The following is a 17,864-nucleotide window of genomic DNA, read 5'->3' on the forward strand; positions in this document are numbered from 1 at the left end:
CCGGTGGCGCGGCCGGTGGTCCCGGCCTTGCTTTGGGGAGTGCCATCACGCTCCCCGTCAGGAGGCCACCGATGTCCACACTCATCCGCCCCGCGTTCCATGCCCTCACCCTGCTCTGCGCCGCATGCACCTGCCTGGTGGCCGCGTACGCCGTGAACTCGGTGGTGGACGCGTGGCTCCAGCCCCTGCCCTCCTTCGAGGAGCCGCCCAGGAAGGCACGCGCGAAGGAGGAGTTGCCGACACCGCTCGCCCTCGCACCGCTCGCCCGCTACCTGGGCCTGCCGGACAAGGTGCGTGAGGAGGTCATCGCCGCTCCGGGGGATGAAAATGACGAGGCGGTGCCGAACACGCTGGGCCTGAAGCTGCTGGGCACGATGGTGGGGGCGAATCCCTCCAACACCTTCGCCTCCGTGTACGAGGGCGCCACGCACCGCACGCGCTCGGTGTGGACGGGGGGCGACATCCAGGGTGCCCAGGTGGTGGCCATCGAGCGCACGCGGGTGCTGCTGATGAACTCGGGGCGGCTGGAGTACGTCAGCGCCACGGCGACGGACGCGCTTCCCCCGCCCCTGGAGCCACGAGCCGCCGCGGCGCCGGCCGCGACGGACACGAAACCCTCCATCGATGTCCGGCAACTGGGCCCGCAGAGTTACGAGGTCTCGCGCAGGGACCTGGACGCCGCTCTCGCCAACCCCAGTGAGCTGCTGATGCAGGCGCGCGTCATCCCCGCCATGCGCAACGGGGAGTCCCAGGGCTTCAAGCTGTTCTCCATCCGGCCCGGCTCGCTCTACGGGCGCATCGGCCTCCAGAACGGGGACATCCTGCAGCGCATCAACGGGCTCTCCATCGCCAGCGCGGATCGTGGGCTCGAGGCCTTCCAGAAGCTGCGGGAGTCCTCACGCATCGAGCTGGAAGTGGAGCGCAACGGTCAGCCGATGCGCCTGACGTACTCGATGCGCTGAGCCCTCCGAAGCAGGTCCGCGGCCATTTCCCCTCTCCCCTCGGGAGAGGGACGGGGTGAGGGTATCGGGTGAACGCGGGTTGAACCCCCTGTCCCCACTGTTGGCCACGGGTTGGAGAACGGGTCCGGGCACCCTCACCCCCACCCTCTCCCGGGAGGAGAGGGAGTATTGGAGGGAGTATCAGCGCTTCGCGGTGGTCTTGTTCCCGGGCCATACGGAGCGGAGCGTGCCCGCGAGGGCCCGGAGCGTATCGGTCCGGGCGTAGCCGGGGCGCCACACCAGGGCGAGGGTGCGGCTCGGCGAGGGGTCCGAGAAGGGCCGAACCACGAGCTTGCCCAGCCGGTTCTCGATGGGCACCGAGAGCGCGGGCAGCAGCGTGATGCCCCCCGCGCCCGACATCACCATCTGCGCCAGGGTGGTGAGGCTGGTGGCCCGGAAGTCCACCTCGCGCGCTCCAATCCGCGTGCACAGCGCGAGCGCCTGTCCCCGGAAGCAGTGGCCGTCCTCCAGCAGCAGCACGTTCTCCTCGTCCAGGTCCTGGAACCGCACCTGCTTCTTCTTCTCCAGCGGGTGCCCGGGCGGCGCCGCGACGACGAAGGGATCCTCCGAGATGACCGCGTGCTCCACCTCCCCCACCTCGGGCACGAGCGCCAGCAGGGCCGCATCCAGCCGTCCCTCCTCCAGATCCTTCACCAGCACCTCCGTCTTGTCCTCGCGCAGGCGCAGTTGCAGCCGGGGGTACTGCTTCACCAGGGCCGGGATGACCTCGGGCAGCACGTAGGGCGCGATGGTGGGGATGACGCCCAGGTTCAGCGGCCCCGCGAACGGATCCGCCAGCCGGGACGCAGCGGACAGGATGTCCCCGGCCTCGGTGAGCACCTTGCGCGCCCGCGCCACCAGCTCCTCCCCGGCGGGCGTCAGCATCACCCGGCGCTTGTCCCGCTCGAAGAGCTTCACCCCCAACACGTCCTCGAGCTGTTGAATCTGCGCGCTCAGGGCGGGCTGGGAGACGTGGCACCGCTCGGCCGCCCGCCGGAAGCCGAGCACGTCCGCGACGGCGACGAGGTACTCCAACTGCCTCAGGGAGATGTCGTTCAGGGAGGGCATGGCTCTGGGACAACTGATAACCCCACCCTATCAATCCCATCGGAACGATGTCTTGGGCAACTCAGCGTGAACTCTCTACTTTCCCTCACGTCACCAACGCACTGACGCCACAGGCAGGAGAAATCACGTGTCCAATCGTCCCCGCTTGACCACCGAGGCCGGAGCTCCGGTCGCCGACAACCAGCACTCGCAGACCGCCGGCGCTGCGGGCCCGGTGCTCCTCCAGGACCACCACCTGCTGGAGAAGCTCGCCCGCTTCAACCGTGAGCGCATCCCGGAGCGCGTGGTGCACGCGGTGGGCTCGGGCGCCTACGGCTACTTCGAGGTGACCAACCCGAACATCTCGAACTACACGCTCATGAAGCTCTTCGACACGAAGGGCAAGCGCACCGAGGTCTTCCTGCGCTTCTCCACCGTGGCCGGCTCCAAGGGCGCGCCCGACACCGCCCGCGACCCGCGCGGCTTCGCCGTCCGCTTCTACACCGAGGACGGCAACTGGGACGTGGTGGGCAACAACACCCCCGTCTTCTTCCTGCGCGACGGCATCAAGTTCCCGGACTTCATCCACTCGCAGAAGTACGACCCCTTCACCAACTGCCAGGAGCCCGACAACCAGTGGGACTTCTTCTCCTACTCGCCCGAGGCCACGCACCAGTTCACCTGGCTCTTCGGTGACCGGGGCATCCCCGCCACGCTGCGGCACACGGATGGCTTCGGCTCGCACACCTTCCAGTGGGTGAACGCCAAGGGCGAGCGCTTCTGGGTGAAGTTCCACTTCAAGACGGACCAGGGCATCAAGACGCTCTCCAGCGAGGAGGCGGCGGCCATCGGCGGCAAGGATCCGCAGTACCACCAGCGCGACCTCTACGCGGCCCTCGAGCGCGGCGAGTTCCCCTCGTGGACGCTCAAGGTGCAGGTGATGCCCGAGGCGGACGCGCCTGGCTACCGCTTCAACCCATTCGATCTCACCAAGGTGTGGCCGTACAAGGACTACCCCCTCATCGAGGTGGGCAAGCTGGTGCTCAACCGGGCCCCGGACAACTACTTCGCGGACGTGGAGCAGGCCGCGCTCGACCCGAGCAACTTCGTGCCGGGCATCGGCCCCTCGCCGGACCGCCTGCTGCAGGCGCGCCTCTTCGCCTACGGCGACGCGCACCGCTACCGGCTCGGCATCAACCACACCCGGCTGCCGGTGAACTCGCCCAAGGGCGTGCAGGGCGGCGCGCGCAACTACGGCCGTGACGGCGCCATGGCCTTCGACGGCAACGGGGGGCGGAGCAAGAACTACGAGCCCAACAGCTACAACGGCCCCGCGCAGACGGGCGAGGCCCCCGGGCTCGGCGTCTCCCTCACCGGCTCCACGGGCACCTACGTCCCGGTGCGGCACGCCGAGGACAACGACTTCGTCCAGGCGGGCGCCCTCTACCGGCTGATGAGCGAGCCGGAGCGCCAGCGCCTGGTGGAGAACATCTCGGGCAGCCTGTCGCAGGTGAGCCGCGAGGACGTCATCACGCGCTGCATCGCCCACTTCCGCAACGCCGACGAGGAGTACGGCGCGCGCGTGGCCAAGGCCGTCCACGACAAGCGCCGCTCGCGCTGAGCTCCCCTCCCCCCTTCTTCCCTCTCGAGGCTCTCCCCATGAAGACGCAGACCCCTGATTCGCAGACGACGGTGACGGACAACGACGTGATGGCCCTGGCGCGCTCGGCATTCCACTACGCGAGGGCCGGGGAGACGGCCAACCTGGCATGGCTCATCGACTCGGGGCTGCCCGTCAACCTCAGCAACGAGAAGGGGGACACGCTGTTGATGCTCGCGAGCTACCTCGGCCAGGAGGCCGTTGCCCGGGCCCTCCTGGAGCGGGGCGCCGACCCGGAGCGGACCAACGATCGCGGACAGACGCCGCTGGCCGGGGTCGCCTTCAAGGGCAACGCCGCCATGGCCCGGCTGCTGCTCGACCGCGGCGCCCGGGTCGACGGCTCGGGGCCGGATGGCAAGACGGCCCTCATGTTCGCGGCGATGTTCGACCAGTTGGAGGTGCTCGAGCTGCTGCTCTCTCGCGGCGCGTCGCCGGAGCACAAGGACGCCGAGGGCCGCACGGCGCTCGACTACGCCCGCGCGATGGGGGCTCGCCGGACCACGGAGCGGCTCGCGGGGCGGCAGTGACGCGCGAGCGGCACCTGGCCTGACAACGTTTCACCCTGTTTCATCCCGGCCGCCGCGCCCCATGCACGGCGGCCGGACAGTCTCCACAACCCGGCTTGACAAAAAACGAGGCCACGCGCACCTTGCGTCGCGTGAGCTTCTTCAGCGCCACGACCACGACGACCACCACCGCCACTCAAACGGCGGGAGTGGACTCGTGCGTGAAGTGAGCTGACGAACGCACGGTTCCCTGCCCCGCCTTCACCGGCCGGGGCGTCCGTGCAAGCGCTCAGTGCTCCGACCGGAAGGCCTCTTTCCCGTATCGGAGTACGCAATGCTCGACGCACACGATCATCGTTCCCTGGGCCAGCGCCTGGATCTCTTCCACCTGCAGGAGGAGGCGCCCGGCATGGTCTTCTGGCACCCGCGCGGCTACCTGCTCTACCGGCTCATCGAGAGCCGTGTCCGGCAGCAGATGCAACGCGAGGGCTACAGCGAGGTGAGGACCCCACAAGTCCTCGCCCAGCCCATCTGGGAGCGCAGCGGCCACTGGGAGAACTTCCGCGAGAATATGTTCGAGCTCGCCGGCGAGGGCGAGCGGCACCTCGCGATGAAGCCGGTGAACTGCCCGGGCCACATCCAGCTCGTGCACCGCATGGCGCCCAGCTACCGCGACCTGCCCCTGCGGCTGGGCGAGTTCGGGCTGGTGCACCGCAACGAGCCGGGTGGAGCACTCCACGGCCTGTTCCGCCTGCGCCAGTTCACCCAGGATGACGGCCACGTCTTCTGTGCCGAGGAGCAGCTGCGCGAGGAGGTCTTCCGCTTCTGCCGCTCGCTCCAGGCCTTCTATGCCGACTTCGGCTTCGAGGACGTGGAGGTGGCCTTCTCCAGCCGTCCCGCCCAGCGCGCGGGAAGTGACGAGGTATGGGACCTGGCCGAGTCCCTGCTGCTCGACGCGGCGAAACAGGCCGGGCTCCAATGCCTCATGCAGCCCGGCCAGGGCGCCTTCTACGGGCCCAAGCTGGAGTTCGTGCTGAAGGACCGGCTCGGCCGGGCCTGGCAGTGCGGCACCATCCAGCTGGACCTGGTGCTGCCGGAGCGCTTCGACCTGAGCTACGTGGATGCCTCGGGGCAGAAGCGCCGGCCGATGATGCTCCACCGGGCGATGCTCGGGAGCCTGGAGCGCTTCATCGGCATCCTGCTGGAACACCACGAGGGCGCGCTGCCCGCCTGGCTGGCGCCGGAGCAGGTGGTGGTGGCGGCGGTGAGCGAGGCGGCTGGCGCCTACGCCCAGCGCTTCGCGGCGAAGCTGCGCGAGCTGGGCTGCCGGGTGAGCGTGGATGTCCGGGGCGAGTCGCTGTCCCGGAAGATCGTCGACGCGCGCCAGGCCGGAGTGCCGTGGCTCGCGGTGGTGGGCAACCGCGAGGTGGAGTGGAACGCGGTCCGGCTGCGGCGGCGCAACGGCCAGCAGCTCGACCTGCCGTGGGAGGAAGCGGTGGCGGCGCTCGTCTCCGAGTGCCGGCTCGCGGCCTCGGCGTGACAGAAGGAGGCACCGGGTGCCCGTGACGTGTCAGCCAGGTCACGGGCACCCGCGCCCTCCGGATGCGTTTCCTGGAGCCACGGCGCCGGGGTGTGGTTGGCTGCGCCGCCTATGGCTGAGCGCGTGAACAAGATCGCAATCATCGGAGCCGGCTCGGTGGGGGCCACCATTGCCTATGCCGCCATGATCCGGGGAGTGGCCAAGCAGCTCGCCCTCTACGACATCAACCGGGCCAAGGTGGACGCGGAGGTGCTGGACCTGAACCACGGGTTGCAGTTCGTGCCCATGGCCACGCTGGAGGGCTCGGACGACCTCAACGTGTGCGCGGGGGCGGACGTGGTGGTCATCACCGCGGGCGCCAAGCAGAAGCCGGGACAGACGCGGATGGAGCTGGCGGGCGCGAACGTGGCGCTGTGCCGCTCGCTCGTGCCGCAATTGCTGAAGGTGGCCCCGGACGCGCTGCTGCTGGTGGTGACCAACCCGGTGGACGTGCTGACGTACGTGGTGCAGAAGCTCAGCGGCCTACCGGCGCGGCGGGTGTTCGGCAGCGGCACGGTGCTGGACTCCTCGCGCTTCCGCTTCCTGCTTGCGCGCCACCTGAACGTGGCGGTGCAGAACGTGCACGCCTTCATCGCGGGCGAGCACGGGGACTCGGAGCTTCCCCTGTGGAGCTCGGCGACGGTGGGAGCGGTTCCGCTGATGCAGTGGTCGGTGCCCGGGCGCGCCCGGCTGACGGAGGAGGACCGCACCCGCATCTTCGATAACGTGCGCACCGCCGCCTACCAGATCATCCGCGGCAAGGGCGCCACCAACTACGCCATCGGCCTGGCCACGGTGCAGATTCTGGAGGCGGTGCTGAACGACGAGCAGCGGGTGCTGCCCGTGAGCTCGCGGCTGGAGGGCTACCTGGGCATCAACGACGTGTGCATGAGCGTGCCCAGCATCGTCAACCGCACGGGCGTGGAGACGGTGCTGGAGGTACCCCTCAACGACGCGGAGCGCGAGGGCCTGAAGCGGAGCGCGGACACCATCCGCCAGGCCATCCGCACCCTGGGGTTCTGAGCTTCCCGGACGGCCCGCTACGGGCTCTTCCCCGCACCGGGCCGCCACACCACGCCCACCGAGAGCAGCCCGGTGTCGCCGTCGAAGAGCTCGCCAATCATGTTCGTGAGCGGAAAGGCGAGCTGCGCGGAGAGGCCGAACGAATCGGACAGGTCGTGGCGGTAGCCGAGCACGGCCTGGGACGAGAACCGGGCGCTCCAGTTGTCGTACGAGAACGCGTAGCGCCCTTCCTGGTAGGACACCGGGCCGCCCGAGTAGCCGGTGCGGACTCCCGCCTGGAGCCCGAGGGACAGCTGCCAGGAGCGCCCCACCGGCCAGCCGATTCCGCCGATCGCCTGCGTGTCGGAGCGCACGTTCCGGTCGGAGCTGATGAACGTGCGCCAGGGCGTCACGACGTGCTCGCGCAGGCCCAGGTAGAGCCCCCACGGCAGCTCCTTCCGGACCTGCACCGACAGCCCTAGGGAGTACACGGGCGTGGGGAGCGGGTAGCCCGCGGAGTTGATCAGATCCAGGTGCAGATCGATCTGGTCCACCACCCGCGCCTCCGTCCCGGGAACACCCGCCAGGAGCAGCGCCGCCGCCAGGGAGAGTCCCATCGTCATGGCAGCACCTCCTTCTTCAGCACGAACGCGGTCGCGCGCTGGAAGGACTCGGTGAAGCTCCCGAGGTGCCCCTGCGCCGGGATGAGCGCCGAGCCGTAGCGCAGACCCACGTAGTCCCGCGAGCGCAGCTGCCGGTCGAGGAACTCGAAGCCTCCGGCCATCTCCGCCCCCTCCCACGCGCCCGTCGACATCCACACCGTCACCGGCCACTCGCGGCTGCCCGCGGCACGCGCCTCCTCCCAGGAGTAGACGATGCCCTCCGCGTACCACAACGACGGAGACAACAGCCCGTAACGGTTGAACAGCTCCGGCCGCTCGAAGAGGGCGTACGCCGCCGCGAGCCCTCCGAAGGAATGTCCGAGCAGGGCCCGGTCCTCCCTGCGCCGGGAGATCGGAAAGCGCGACTCGAGGTGGGGCAGCAGCTCCTGCGCGACGAAATCGAAGTACCGCGAGGCACCGCCGCTGTCCGGGATGCGGTCATCCGGCACGGGCGTGAAGTCCGTGTTGCGGGGATTCTGCGAGCCGGCATACGCGATCCCGATGATGACCGCCGGTTCCAGCTCGCCGCGCGCCACGCCCCGCTCGAGCTCCTGCACGACGGGATCGAACATGGAGTTGCCGTCGAGCACGAGCACCACCGGCAGCTCGCCGCCGTGCTCCGCGGGGACGTAGGAGTGCAGGAGGAAGTCACGCCCGAGCAGCGTGGAGTGGAACGGCTCGGACTCGTGGGCGGACGTGGGGCCGCACCCGGCGAGCGTCAGGCCGATGAGAAGCGGAAGCGCGAGCGGACCCGCGCAATGCGAGAGCAGAGGCATGGGACACGAGAGTAGGACGCATCCGCGCGCTTCGCGCTAGCCTGCATCGCCTCCCTCAGGAGCCCCCATCGTGACTTTCCGGCGTCCCTCCCTCGCGTGGCTCTCTCCCCTCGTGCTGCTCACCGTGCTCGCCTGCCGCAACGAGCGCCCTCCGGCGCCCCCGGCGGTCACGCCCGTGTCGGGTTTCACGGTCGTCCAGAGCTGGCCGCATGATCCCAATGCCTATACGCAGGGGCTCGTCTACCGCGACGGCAAGCTGTACGAGGGCACGGGCCTCAATGGCCAGTCGAGCCTGCGCGAGGTGGAGCTCGAGACGGGCGCGGTCCTGCGCCGGCACCCGCTGGAGCGGCAGTATTTCGGCGAGGGCATCGCGCTCTTCAAGGGCAGGCTCTACCAGCTCACTTGGCGCTCGCAGGTGGGCTTCATCTACGACGCCGCGACCTTCCAGCAGGTGGGCCGCTTCGAATACCCCACCGAGGGCTGGGGCCTCACCGACGATGGCACCTCGCTCATCATGAGCGATGGCACCAGCACCCTGCGCTTCCTCGATCCCGCCACGCTCGCGGTGCGGCGCACCGTCCGGGTGACCGACGCTGGCCGGGAGATCTCCCTCCTCAACGAGCTGGAGTTCGTGAAGGGCGAGCTCTACGCGAACGTGTACATGCAGAACGACATCGCCCGCATCGACCCGGCCACCGGACGGGTGACCGGGTGGATCCACCTCACGGGGCTGCTCGCGCCGAGCTTCAAGCGCTCCCGCGTGGGCGACGTCGAGATCCATGTGACGGATCTGGCGCTCGGGGTGCCGCTGTGCGAGCGGATGGCGCAGAAGTGTGGGCGCGATGCGGCCCGCTGCGCGCTCTGGCTTGAGGGCCGTTACGGGGAGACGCCGCCATTCCCAAGCAACCGCCCTCAATACGAGGTCGTCAAGGTGGGCGGCGTCGTGGACGAGACGGTGAGCTGAAGGGCGAACGGGCGAAGTAGCCCGCCGGGTCACCCTGCTGCTCCGGCGTCCGGAGTGGGCGCGGTTACATCACCGCGATGGGGACACGGCGGCGCCCGAAGTCTCCCGGCTTCGTGTCGAAGTGGCCCGGAATCCTCGCTCCGCAGTCCGGGCACTTGCCCTCCTCCGTCAGCCGGTAGGTGAGGATGGAGTGCCAGTCCTAGGAACGGTGTCAGACGATTCGTATAAGGTGTCGGAACGAGTCCTTTGACATCTTCACCGGCGTACCCGTGAGTAGGCCCCCACCTGACGCACCGAGTACCTCCTGGAAGTCGGGTTCGGTCCATGCGAACAAGAGCACCTGACCACCCGCAGGCGGGGAGGCCAGGGAGGAGCACGCATGGACGAAGAGAAGCAGTCCGAAGCGAGCGGGGAGGGCGCGGAGCGGGTGGGGCCGTACCTGATCCAGGAGCAGGTGCAGCAGTCCGACGACAGCCAGGAGGAACTCTATCTGGCCACGAACGAGACGAGCGGAGCCACGGCCCTGGTGCGCAAGCACGCCGCCGAGGAGGGCAAGGCAGCGCGGAAGGATTGGCGGGTGTTCCTCGGTACCTGGGCCTCACGAGGCTACTCCGCCATGGAAGTGGAGCACACCGACTGGGCCAGGGCCCAGGACAGGCAGTCGGCGGAGTCGTTGCTGCTCACGTTGGAAGGTGTGCTCGAGGAAGTGCGGCGTATGGTCCGCGCCGTGTCCGGCCCCCACCAGCCCCGCCTCCGGTGGTGTCTGGGATGGGGCGTGGCGAGCGCCGTCACGGTAAGCGCCCTGCTCCTCGCGCTGGTGCGTCTGGCCCCCGTGTCCCAACCCCCGAGCGCCCTACCCGCGCCCTCGAGCCACGAGGTGCCCACGGCAGTCGAGACGCCGGACTTCCTCGCTTGGCTCGCGGACACCACCCCCCAGGGGCAACCCGTGTTCACCCGGCCTCTGCCGAAAGAGCCCTTCAAGAGACAGAAGCGCCCCCCCTGCACTCGCTACACCGAGGTCGAACTCGTCGGCGCCTGCTGGGCACCTCACAAACTCAAGGCCCCGTGCCCGGAGGACCTCTTCGAGTACCAGGGGGAGTGCTACCTGCCCTCGTTCAGTGCCCGGCCGCCGCCCTCGTCGCTCGGGCAGTAAAGGGCGCGGGGCCGCTCACGTCTGGCCCCGGTTTCGCTCGTCCTCCCGTCCCCCGCGAGCCTCGGCCGTGCATTCTGAGTCGTAGGCTAGGAAGGATGTCAGACGATTCGTAGGAGACGAGGTGTCGGAACGAGTCCTTTGACACTTCCCCTGGCGTCCGTCCTATACGTTCCGGAATCGACTTCTGAGCTAGACTCCCCCGGTGATTCACTCGCATTCCTCGCTCATGAGGGCATGGTTCGATGCCTGATGCGTTTCGGCACAAGGTGATCACGACGTTGATCGAGGAGATCGCGCTGCTCACCGGCGGACGGTTCGAGCAATTCGGCTACGTGATGATGCGGGTCATTCACCCGGCGCACTGGGTCGAGCGCGGCACCACTGTTGACGGGGCTCCGCGTGGGTACACGGTCGACACCTCAGCCATGGGGGCCGCGCTCGTAGCCGAGATGAGCTCAGATTCACACTACTTCCACGGGAGCATGAGCAAGCCGAGGAGCGACCTGCTTCACGCCATTGACCTCCACCCCGATGTGAAGCATCTCTGGCTTCTATCGTCGCGCGAAGCGACCGCAGGAGAAACGACAGAAATCGCGAACCTGGTCGCAGAATTCACCACAGGGCGTTATTCGTCGATGCAGGTGGATATCCTGGACTCAAGGGCCATCGCGGGCCACATCTTCGAAAACCTTGAGTCGGAACGCTTCGTCCGCGACCTAACCGCATACCTTCCGAGCGTTGGGCGACTGGCTGACGAGCACGCGTTCAGCCATCACGTTCCCGTCTACGGAGGCTACCTGCCGCGACCAGCCGCCGAGAGGGCGGTCACCGACCGATTGGCAGCCGCCTCATCTGCCGTCATCAAGGGGATCAGCGGCATCGGGAAGAGCGCACTCGCAGCGCGCGTTGCGGAGACGCTCAGGTCGCAGTTCGAGCTCGTCATCTGGCTCGACGCGCGCGAGCTGCACGACGTAAAGCGGCTCACCGACGTGGACGTCCTGCGTACCGGCACACATCACAACGTCACCAGCCTGCTCCGCCGACACAAGTGTCTCCTCGTACTAGACGACGCGACGCTCCCCCCTGACCAGATCGCTTCTATGGATTGTGGGTCGTCGAAGCTGATTGTGACGTGCCAGACGACCTCCGCTCCTCTGGCTATAACGGTGGGCGATCTCGATCGCGGCTCAGCGCAGGCCCTCCTTGAAGCGGGTGTTCCCGAGCGTTGCCCCCAGGCGGTCTTGCAGCGCGTGCTCTCAAGCGTTGGTGGTCATCCACTGCTGCTAAGTGCTTTGAATCGGGTGGCTCAGGACGATGGATGGGAGGGCGTAAACGCATGCTGCTCGGACGCGGTGAGATCCATCGAGGACGAGCGGCACGACAAGGTCTGCCAGCGAATCCTTCTGCGGCACAGGGCTCCGTTGGCCGACGAACTTGAGTTCGTTAAATGGTGCGATGAGGCACGCTTCGACGCCGAACTGGCCGCTGTTTGCGTTTCGGGGCTCGCGGTCAGAAATCTCCAGAAGCGCGCATTCCTCGCGGCGACCACATCGGGCGACGTCCGTGTGCACGACGTCGTCTACAAATCGATCCGCGCCGTCATTTCCGTCTCTCGCGAACGTGAATCACTGTTTCGCGAAAAGCTGGATGAGTTCATCCGCACCGAGCACGAACGCGGGGACCTGTTGGTCCGGCGCGTTACCCGCGTCCATGCGAACCTGCTGCTCCGTCTGCTCCGCTCAGACCGACGACCGTCCTTCGTCTACGCAGCGGCGTTGGCGAGAGTCTCCAACACGCCGCTGGAAGTATTTGCAGATCCCGTTGCCACCGCTCGAGCGCTTGCCGCCTCGAACCACTGGTTAGGACGCGAGATCGAGATCCGTGCAGTAATCGAGAGCGTCGAAGCCTTGTACACGCTCACCTCAGCGAGTCGCGGCGCAGACTCAGCCCGCACCTCATTGCAGACGAACATCACTGCTCTTGAAATCCTTTGCGGCAGTCTTGCCGCGAGCGGCGAGCTGCTGCGGGACCTCAAACACCACCATGCAAAGATGCTGGAGCGCCTCGCCAAGTATGAGCAGGCCGAGGCGGAGTTCCGGGAAATTCTGCTCGATCACCCGACGTTCGCAGCTGCTCGGCTCCAGCTCGCGCGAATTCTTGAGAAGACGCGGCGTAGTCGAGAATCACTGGAGCAATGCAGGGAAATTCTCGCACGATACGAGGCGGACGAAAACTCCGTGTCCTCAGCAGTCCTGCTCGAAACGTTGCGGCTCTTGGCCTCGCAGGGCTCGCCCGGCGAGCTGGCGGCTCAGGAACCGGTGATCATGCGGAGCTTGGCGCGTGCGCGCGATCTCGACCGGGGCCATGCCTTCCAGCTCATCGCCTCGGTCGCCCAGAAGACCCACTACACGATGCCGGAGCTGACGCTGCGCTTGTTCGACGCGATCGAGTGGCGCGACTCTGTACCCGCTTCGGATTCCGAGCGTTTCAACTGGGCGCAAGCTCACAAGGCTGCGGCCAAGGCGACAGAGGCGAGCGACCCGCGTCGACGGGAATTCTTGCTCGCTGCCGATGAGGTCTACGCGGGCATCGCCTCTTCAAACAGTTACCAAAAGATCCAGCACGCCGAGGCATTGATACTGCTCGACAGGTTCGCCGACGCGGACTCGCGACTCGAACAAGTACCTGAAAGAGATCGCAACTGGTTCTGGTGGCAACGAAAGGCACAAGCTCTGCAGGGCATGATGCAAAGCGCGCAAGCATTGAATGCCATCAACAGGGCACTCGATGGATTGCAGGACAAGAAGTTCATGCCGGCGTTTCTTCGCGATCGGTTTGTGATCAGAAAGGCACTCTCCGACCCAGATGCGGAAGAGGACTTGCGCCAAGCGATCAGCGAGTTGCCGCTCGATAACAAATACCGAAGGGAACTAGAGGCGGAACTAGCCCGACTCGTTCAGGAGAATCAGGCGGGCTGAGCAGTCGCTACGAGCGCTACCGTGCGTGTCACCGCCGCTCGTCGCAGCGACCAATTACGCCAGCCACTGCGGCGAGGTCACTACCCAGCCTAAGCGAACTCTGCGCTCGCGGTTGATACTGCGTGCAAGCGGCTCTTCCTAGTTTCTACCTCTGGAGGCTCAGGATGGGCTTGTCCATTGGAGCGCAAATGGCGCTTGATGCCTGGGCGTTCACCCCGGCGGGCATGTGGATTGGCGTCAAGGGCGCGCCGGGGAAGGTGTCAAAGAACTCGTTCCGACACCTCGCATCCCACGAGTCGTCTGGCACCCTGTCAGGGTGCAGCGGGCGCGCGAGACGCAGATCTGCATCGGCACCGAGAGGGTATTTTGCTCCGCGAGCGATGTGACGAGCATCGCGAACCCCTGTCGATCCCGATTTCATGCGTCGGCTGCAACACGGGGAGCGTATGCGTATAGGACGGATGGCACCTGCTGCCTGAGGTTCAAAGAACAAGGCCCTAGGTTCCGGAGAGCCTGGGGTCCTGAATAGTGGAGGCGGCGGGAATCGAACCCGCTGCTTTGCATTCCCAGAGCGAACTCCTACTTGGCGGAGAGGTGCGCCTCAAGTTTTTCCAGCAGCGCCTCATCCACGGGCACTCCCGCCTCTGCCGCTTCTTGCCGGTAGGTCTCCAGGTACGAGGGTAGCAATGCCAAGGCGTCCGGATCTGGGACAGTCGCCAGCACAGCGGCAAGGTACTGCAAGCCTTCCTTGCGAGCGTCGCATGCTGGGCCCCACTCCCCTCGGGAGTGCAAGAGGACCGCGAGAGAATTTAGTCCCAGGCCCAGCTCCAGTTCGTCCTGACCCGGAGCATCCGTGGTGAGAGCGCGAAGGAGTTCGATGGATTCGCGCAGGGCGGGGAGGCTCTTGTCGTGCTGCCCAGCCATGGTGGCATTCCCCGCGAGGTCATGAAGGAAGACCGCCAAGGCCCTCTTCTGGTGCTCGCTTGGACTGTGCTGTCGGGCAACCTCGACGGCCTTCTGATACGCGACCATGGCCTCTTCATATCGGCTGAGCCGAGCGAAGAGCGCTGCTTGGGTACTCAAGGCCCACAGACGCTTCGGATCCGGCGTTGCCGGGCTTTTGGAAGCAAGTTGATCATGGACTTCCTCAAGCTCACGCAGGACACGCTCCTGCTCCTTTTCTCGACCACCGATCTGCTCAAGAGCCAGGACGAGGTTCTCTAGCGGCAGCACCCGATGCTTGAGATACTCCTCGGCTGTCTCCGAGAGCGTTCGATAAAGTTCCACGGATTCCATTGCCGTGGTGACTGCGGCGTCGAGCCGGTTCCATTGACGGAGATTATCACTGAAATTATTGAGGGCACCCGCGAGCTTCGGTCGGAAGAGGCTGGGATTTACCGTGGCAAGTTCCCGATAGATGGCGAGGCTCTCCTCCTGCGACTTGCTGGCCCCCTCCTCTTGCCCCGCGAGCACCAGATGCTTGCTCTGCTCATACAGCGCTACGGCAAGCGCCTCGGAGTTTTTCTCCGGGTCGATCTGTCTCAGGACTCGATAGATGGAGACCAACTCCGTATCAACCTCCACCAACTCCTTCACCTTCCGGGCATCACGGAAGTGCCCACGCATGACCTGGAGTGTGTTGGCGAGTTCCGGGAGATATATCGCCGGCCGGTACCGTGACAGCTTCCGTCGGATGGCTGCGGCTTGGAGGAGCGACGGGAATGCTTCGTTGGCTCGTCCCAACTCTATGAAGTAAACAGCAAGGACCGTCAGGCGAGATGCCACAAAGGGGAGGAATTCTTCCGGGGTCCTGTCGGCAAGTGCTTGGGTCAGATCCAGCGCCTCGGCGGCAATGGGAAGCGCTTCCACGATACGGTTCTCCTTGGCAAGCACTCCGCTCTGCGTGCTGAGACTGAACGCCAGCTCCGATGCTGCGCTCTCGGAATCTGGCGAAGCCGCCAAGACACGGCGCCGAATCGCCACCGACTCCTCTATCGCCTGCAACGCCTCGTTGTGCTTACCCGATTCGAGCAGTTGAATCGCATCATTGTTCAGGCAGCGCCCGAGTAGAGGACTGAACTGTTCGGGATCAGTGGTGAGGAGCTTGCGTGCCAATGCGATGGCCTCTGAGTTGGCCTCATGCGCTTCTGTCGTCCGAGCGAGCTTCCGAAGAACCGCGCCGCGGAGGAGCAGCAGTTGCACCACGATGGAACCAAACTTCTCGTCATTCGATGGGGAGAGCTCGCGGTAGATGCCGAGGGCGTACTCGCACTCTTCTAATGCCCTCTGCGCTGCGCCATACGTCCACAGATCCTCAGCAAAGTGCCCCGCTGCTTGGGCAAGGGACTCCTTCTCCTCCTCGCTCATCTTGGAGTAGGCGGGCTTGTTGGCGGATACTATTCGAGACATGACCTCGATCCTGAACTCCAGGAGTGCGGTACTTTTTGAAGATGCGATGAGCAACCGCTTGAGTAGGCCCAGCTCCTTTTCCGACCGAGCTACGAGCGTCAGCACGATGCCAAGGGGATCGCCCACCTCTGCGGCCACGCTGACCGCGATTTCCCCGAGGCGATCCAGACGCGCGGTGAGGGCTTGTTGCAGCCATCGCATCCTTTTGGACTGACGGTCGGCTAGCCGCGTCAAGACGATGAGCGCACTGCGACACTCCTCGTCATCCGCTAAGTCGAAGGCTGCGCCAAGAAATTCCCCCTTCTTCTCCAACTGCTCAGCAACGAAGTATTCGCCTAGCAGGTCAGGCTCCAGCCCCCGTACCCAGGTGCCATCCGCAGCGCGGGCTCGTCCGTAAAGCTCCTCCAAGAGATCCAGGACGCTCTCGATCAAATCAGAGCGAGCGGCAGGTACACCCGTCAGCTTTGAGAGCCGCTCACGCCCCAGTTCCCGCGTGCGGAGCCCGCCCCAGAGCGTCGCGAGCGTCATCATCCCGTAAAAGCCACGCTCGACGATCTTGATATCCGGCGGGGAATGGCCCAGGGCATTCATCGCGCGGACCCAGTACCGCTTTTCATGTCCGAGCGTCGAATCGAGCAGCTCGACTGCCTGGAACTCGGTACGTCCTTCGAGCGTGGCGAGCGCCGCCATCTGCAGGTAGAGGGGGTGTGCGAAATGTGCGGCGGAGAGAGCCGCGTTCGCTTGCACGGGCTTCGGCAGTTTTAGAAGGACTGCGAACCGCTCAAGCGCCTCATCGAATAACTGGCGCCGCAGCGCGACATCCGAGGCGAGGGCGCCGAGGTCCCAAACCCGCCCCTGCCGCTCGATGACTCGCTTCACTGGCAAGCTCTGCTGCCCCAGGTTGCTCCACCATTCCCCCTCGCGGCGCGCGAGCAGCACGAGCCGCAGCGGCCCTCGTGACTGCGGCTCCTCAACAGCCAGTTCCAGGAGTTCTCGCAGAGCACCGGTTCGTGTTTCGGCGTAATCCACGACGATGACTCGACGCTCCCGACCATGCGCGAGCTGGCGGAGCTGGCTTGCGTCCAAGTGTCGGGGCAGGAACCCCGCCACCTCACCCCGCAGCCTGAGACTCAGACACCATTCGATGAGCAGCCGGGTTTTCCCAGTCCCACCAGCGCCAGTGAAGAGCATCAGTGAAACAGGGGGAGCGCTCTGCAACCAAAGCTCGAACTCCTGCAGATGCTCGGTCCGCCCATGGAAAGACAGCACCCTGCTCCCTGCCCGGAGGAGATCACCGGGGCGAGGATCAGGCTCCAGCAACTCGATCTCACTGCGGAGCAGTCTCTGGGTCGGCGTGAGGCGATGTCCCGCCTCGGCACACCGCTCGATGAGCTCCCAGGTGATGCGCCCAGCGGAGTCCAGGTTCTCGCGAAGGTACTCCCTGAGCCGCGCGTAGGCAGTCTCCGGATCCTGGTAGACAGTCCCCAGCTTCTCCAGAACGCGGTCCTTCAAGTCGCGCTCCGAGATGACCGTCTCGATCTCAAGCCTGGACAGGAAGCGAAGCGCCTCCTCCTCCGTAGAGCCCAGGCTCTGCTTCACGAACTCCAACCATCGACGCGTCTTGGAGTCGAGAGTCGTCGGAAGTACCTCCAGGTCGAGCCCGCTCCTCGAGAGGCGCTCACAGAGGGCTCGAAGAATGCGGAGGTTCCCGACATCCTCTACATCCACCAAGTCACGAAGGAGCAGATGCCAAGCGGCGATCTCAGGGTGCGAGCGAAGCGAGCGGAGCAGCTTGGCGAACAGCTCTTGGGAGAAGGGAGTCGTCTGGTTCTTGACCTGCCACGACTCGATGCGCCTCGCCCCGTCGACTGCATAAGCAACCGTCAGGTCGTCCCATTCCGGGAAGCGGGCATCCTCCATCCGGACTTCCACGGGCCCAGGATCCCGCAGGCATGCCCCGCGGATCAGGTCGGCGACCGCGCGCATCACCACCAGTGCGCCGAACTCATCCCTCCTGAGGAGATTCACCTTGTCTTGCATACGCGGTCCCATGCTCCGCAGCAGCTATGTAGGACAGGACGCGTCCCCCTGAGGACTACCCTTGCCCTTCCGCAGGCTGCGGCTCCT

General features: G+C 66.1%; 12 protein-coding genes. 8 read left to right on the forward strand and 4 right to left on the reverse strand.

Annotated features, from left to right (window positions below):
• Positions 1-71 precede the first annotated feature (71 nt).
• Positions 72-962: a type II secretion system protein GspC gene (gspC, locus tag NR798_RS36815; protein ID WP_375767228.1), complete on the forward strand. Its 891-nt coding sequence runs from the start codon at positions 72-74 to the stop codon at positions 960-962.
• 180 nt (positions 963-1,142) lie between these two features.
• Here gspC and NR798_RS36820 read toward each other — a convergent pair whose 3' ends face one another.
• Positions 1,143-2,069: a LysR substrate-binding domain-containing protein gene (locus NR798_RS36820; protein ID WP_375767229.1), complete on the reverse strand. Its 927-nt coding sequence runs from the start codon at positions 2,067-2,069 to the stop codon at positions 1,143-1,145.
• A 127-nt stretch (positions 2,070-2,196) separates the two neighbouring features.
• Here NR798_RS36820 and NR798_RS36825 point away from each other — a divergent pair, with 127 nt between their 5' ends.
• From NR798_RS36825 to NR798_RS36840, 4 genes are all read left to right on the forward strand, one after another.
• Positions 2,197-3,669: a catalase gene (locus NR798_RS36825; RefSeq protein WP_375767230.1), complete on the forward strand. Its 1,473-nt coding sequence runs from the start codon at positions 2,197-2,199 to the stop codon at positions 3,667-3,669.
• 38 nt (positions 3,670-3,707) lie between these two features.
• Positions 3,708-4,235 carry an ankyrin repeat domain-containing protein gene (locus tag NR798_RS36830; RefSeq protein ID WP_375767231.1) on the forward strand — a complete coding sequence of 176 codons (528 nt, stop codon included), beginning with the start codon at positions 3,708-3,710 and terminating at the stop codon, positions 4,233-4,235.
• Between the two features lie 313 nt (positions 4,236-4,548).
• The gene (thrS, locus tag NR798_RS36835) at positions 4,549-5,754 is read left to right on the forward strand and encodes a threonine--tRNA ligase (RefSeq protein ID WP_375767232.1); all 1,206 of its coding nucleotides are present in this window, start codon (positions 4,549-4,551) and stop codon (positions 5,752-5,754) included.
• Between the two features lie 123 nt (positions 5,755-5,877).
• The gene (locus tag NR798_RS36840; protein ID WP_375767233.1) at positions 5,878-6,816 is read left to right on the forward strand and encodes an L-lactate dehydrogenase; all 939 of its coding nucleotides are present in this window, start codon (positions 5,878-5,880) and stop codon (positions 6,814-6,816) included.
• 17 nt (positions 6,817-6,833) lie between these two features.
• Here NR798_RS36840 and NR798_RS36845 read toward each other — a convergent pair whose 3' ends face one another.
• On the reverse strand, positions 6,834-7,418 hold the full coding sequence (locus NR798_RS36845) for a hypothetical protein (RefSeq protein ID WP_375767234.1): 585 nt from the start codon (positions 7,416-7,418) through the stop codon (positions 6,834-6,836).
• The gene (locus NR798_RS36850; protein WP_375767235.1) at positions 7,415-8,233 is read right to left on the reverse strand and encodes an alpha/beta hydrolase; all 819 of its coding nucleotides are present in this window, start codon (positions 8,231-8,233) and stop codon (positions 7,415-7,417) included. Before NR798_RS36850 ends, NR798_RS36845 begins: the two co-directional genes overlap by 4 nt.
• A gap of 70 nt (positions 8,234-8,303) precedes the next feature.
• Here NR798_RS36850 and NR798_RS36855 point away from each other — a divergent pair, with 70 nt between their 5' ends.
• The 3 genes from NR798_RS36855 to NR798_RS36865 all read left to right on the forward strand — a co-directional run bounded on the left by NR798_RS36855 (position 8,304) and on the right by NR798_RS36865 (position 13,328).
• Complete coding sequence (locus NR798_RS36855; RefSeq protein WP_375767236.1) at positions 8,304-9,197, forward strand: glutaminyl-peptide cyclotransferase; 894 nt, start codon at positions 8,304-8,306, stop codon at positions 9,195-9,197.
• A gap of 379 nt (positions 9,198-9,576) precedes the next feature.
• Positions 9,577-10,350: a hypothetical protein gene (locus NR798_RS36860; RefSeq protein ID WP_375767237.1), complete on the forward strand. Its 774-nt coding sequence runs from the start codon at positions 9,577-9,579 to the stop codon at positions 10,348-10,350.
• 242 nt (positions 10,351-10,592) lie between these two features.
• Positions 10,593-13,328 carry a hypothetical protein gene (locus NR798_RS36865; RefSeq protein WP_375767238.1) on the forward strand — a complete coding sequence of 912 codons (2,736 nt, stop codon included), beginning with the start codon at positions 10,593-10,595 and terminating at the stop codon, positions 13,326-13,328.
• Positions 13,329-13,907: 579 nt separating this feature from the next.
• Here the strand turns inward: NR798_RS36865 and NR798_RS36870 are convergent.
• Positions 13,908-17,777 carry a tetratricopeptide repeat protein gene (locus NR798_RS36870; RefSeq protein ID WP_375767239.1) on the reverse strand — a complete coding sequence of 1,290 codons (3,870 nt, stop codon included), beginning with the start codon at positions 17,775-17,777 and terminating at the stop codon, positions 13,908-13,910.
• Between the last annotated feature and the right edge of the window lie 87 nt (positions 17,778-17,864).

The sequence above is a fragment of the Archangium gephyra genome, from assembly GCF_042230915.1.
Lineage (GTDB): Bacteria > Myxococcota > Myxococcia > Myxococcales > Myxococcaceae > Archangium > Archangium gephyra_B.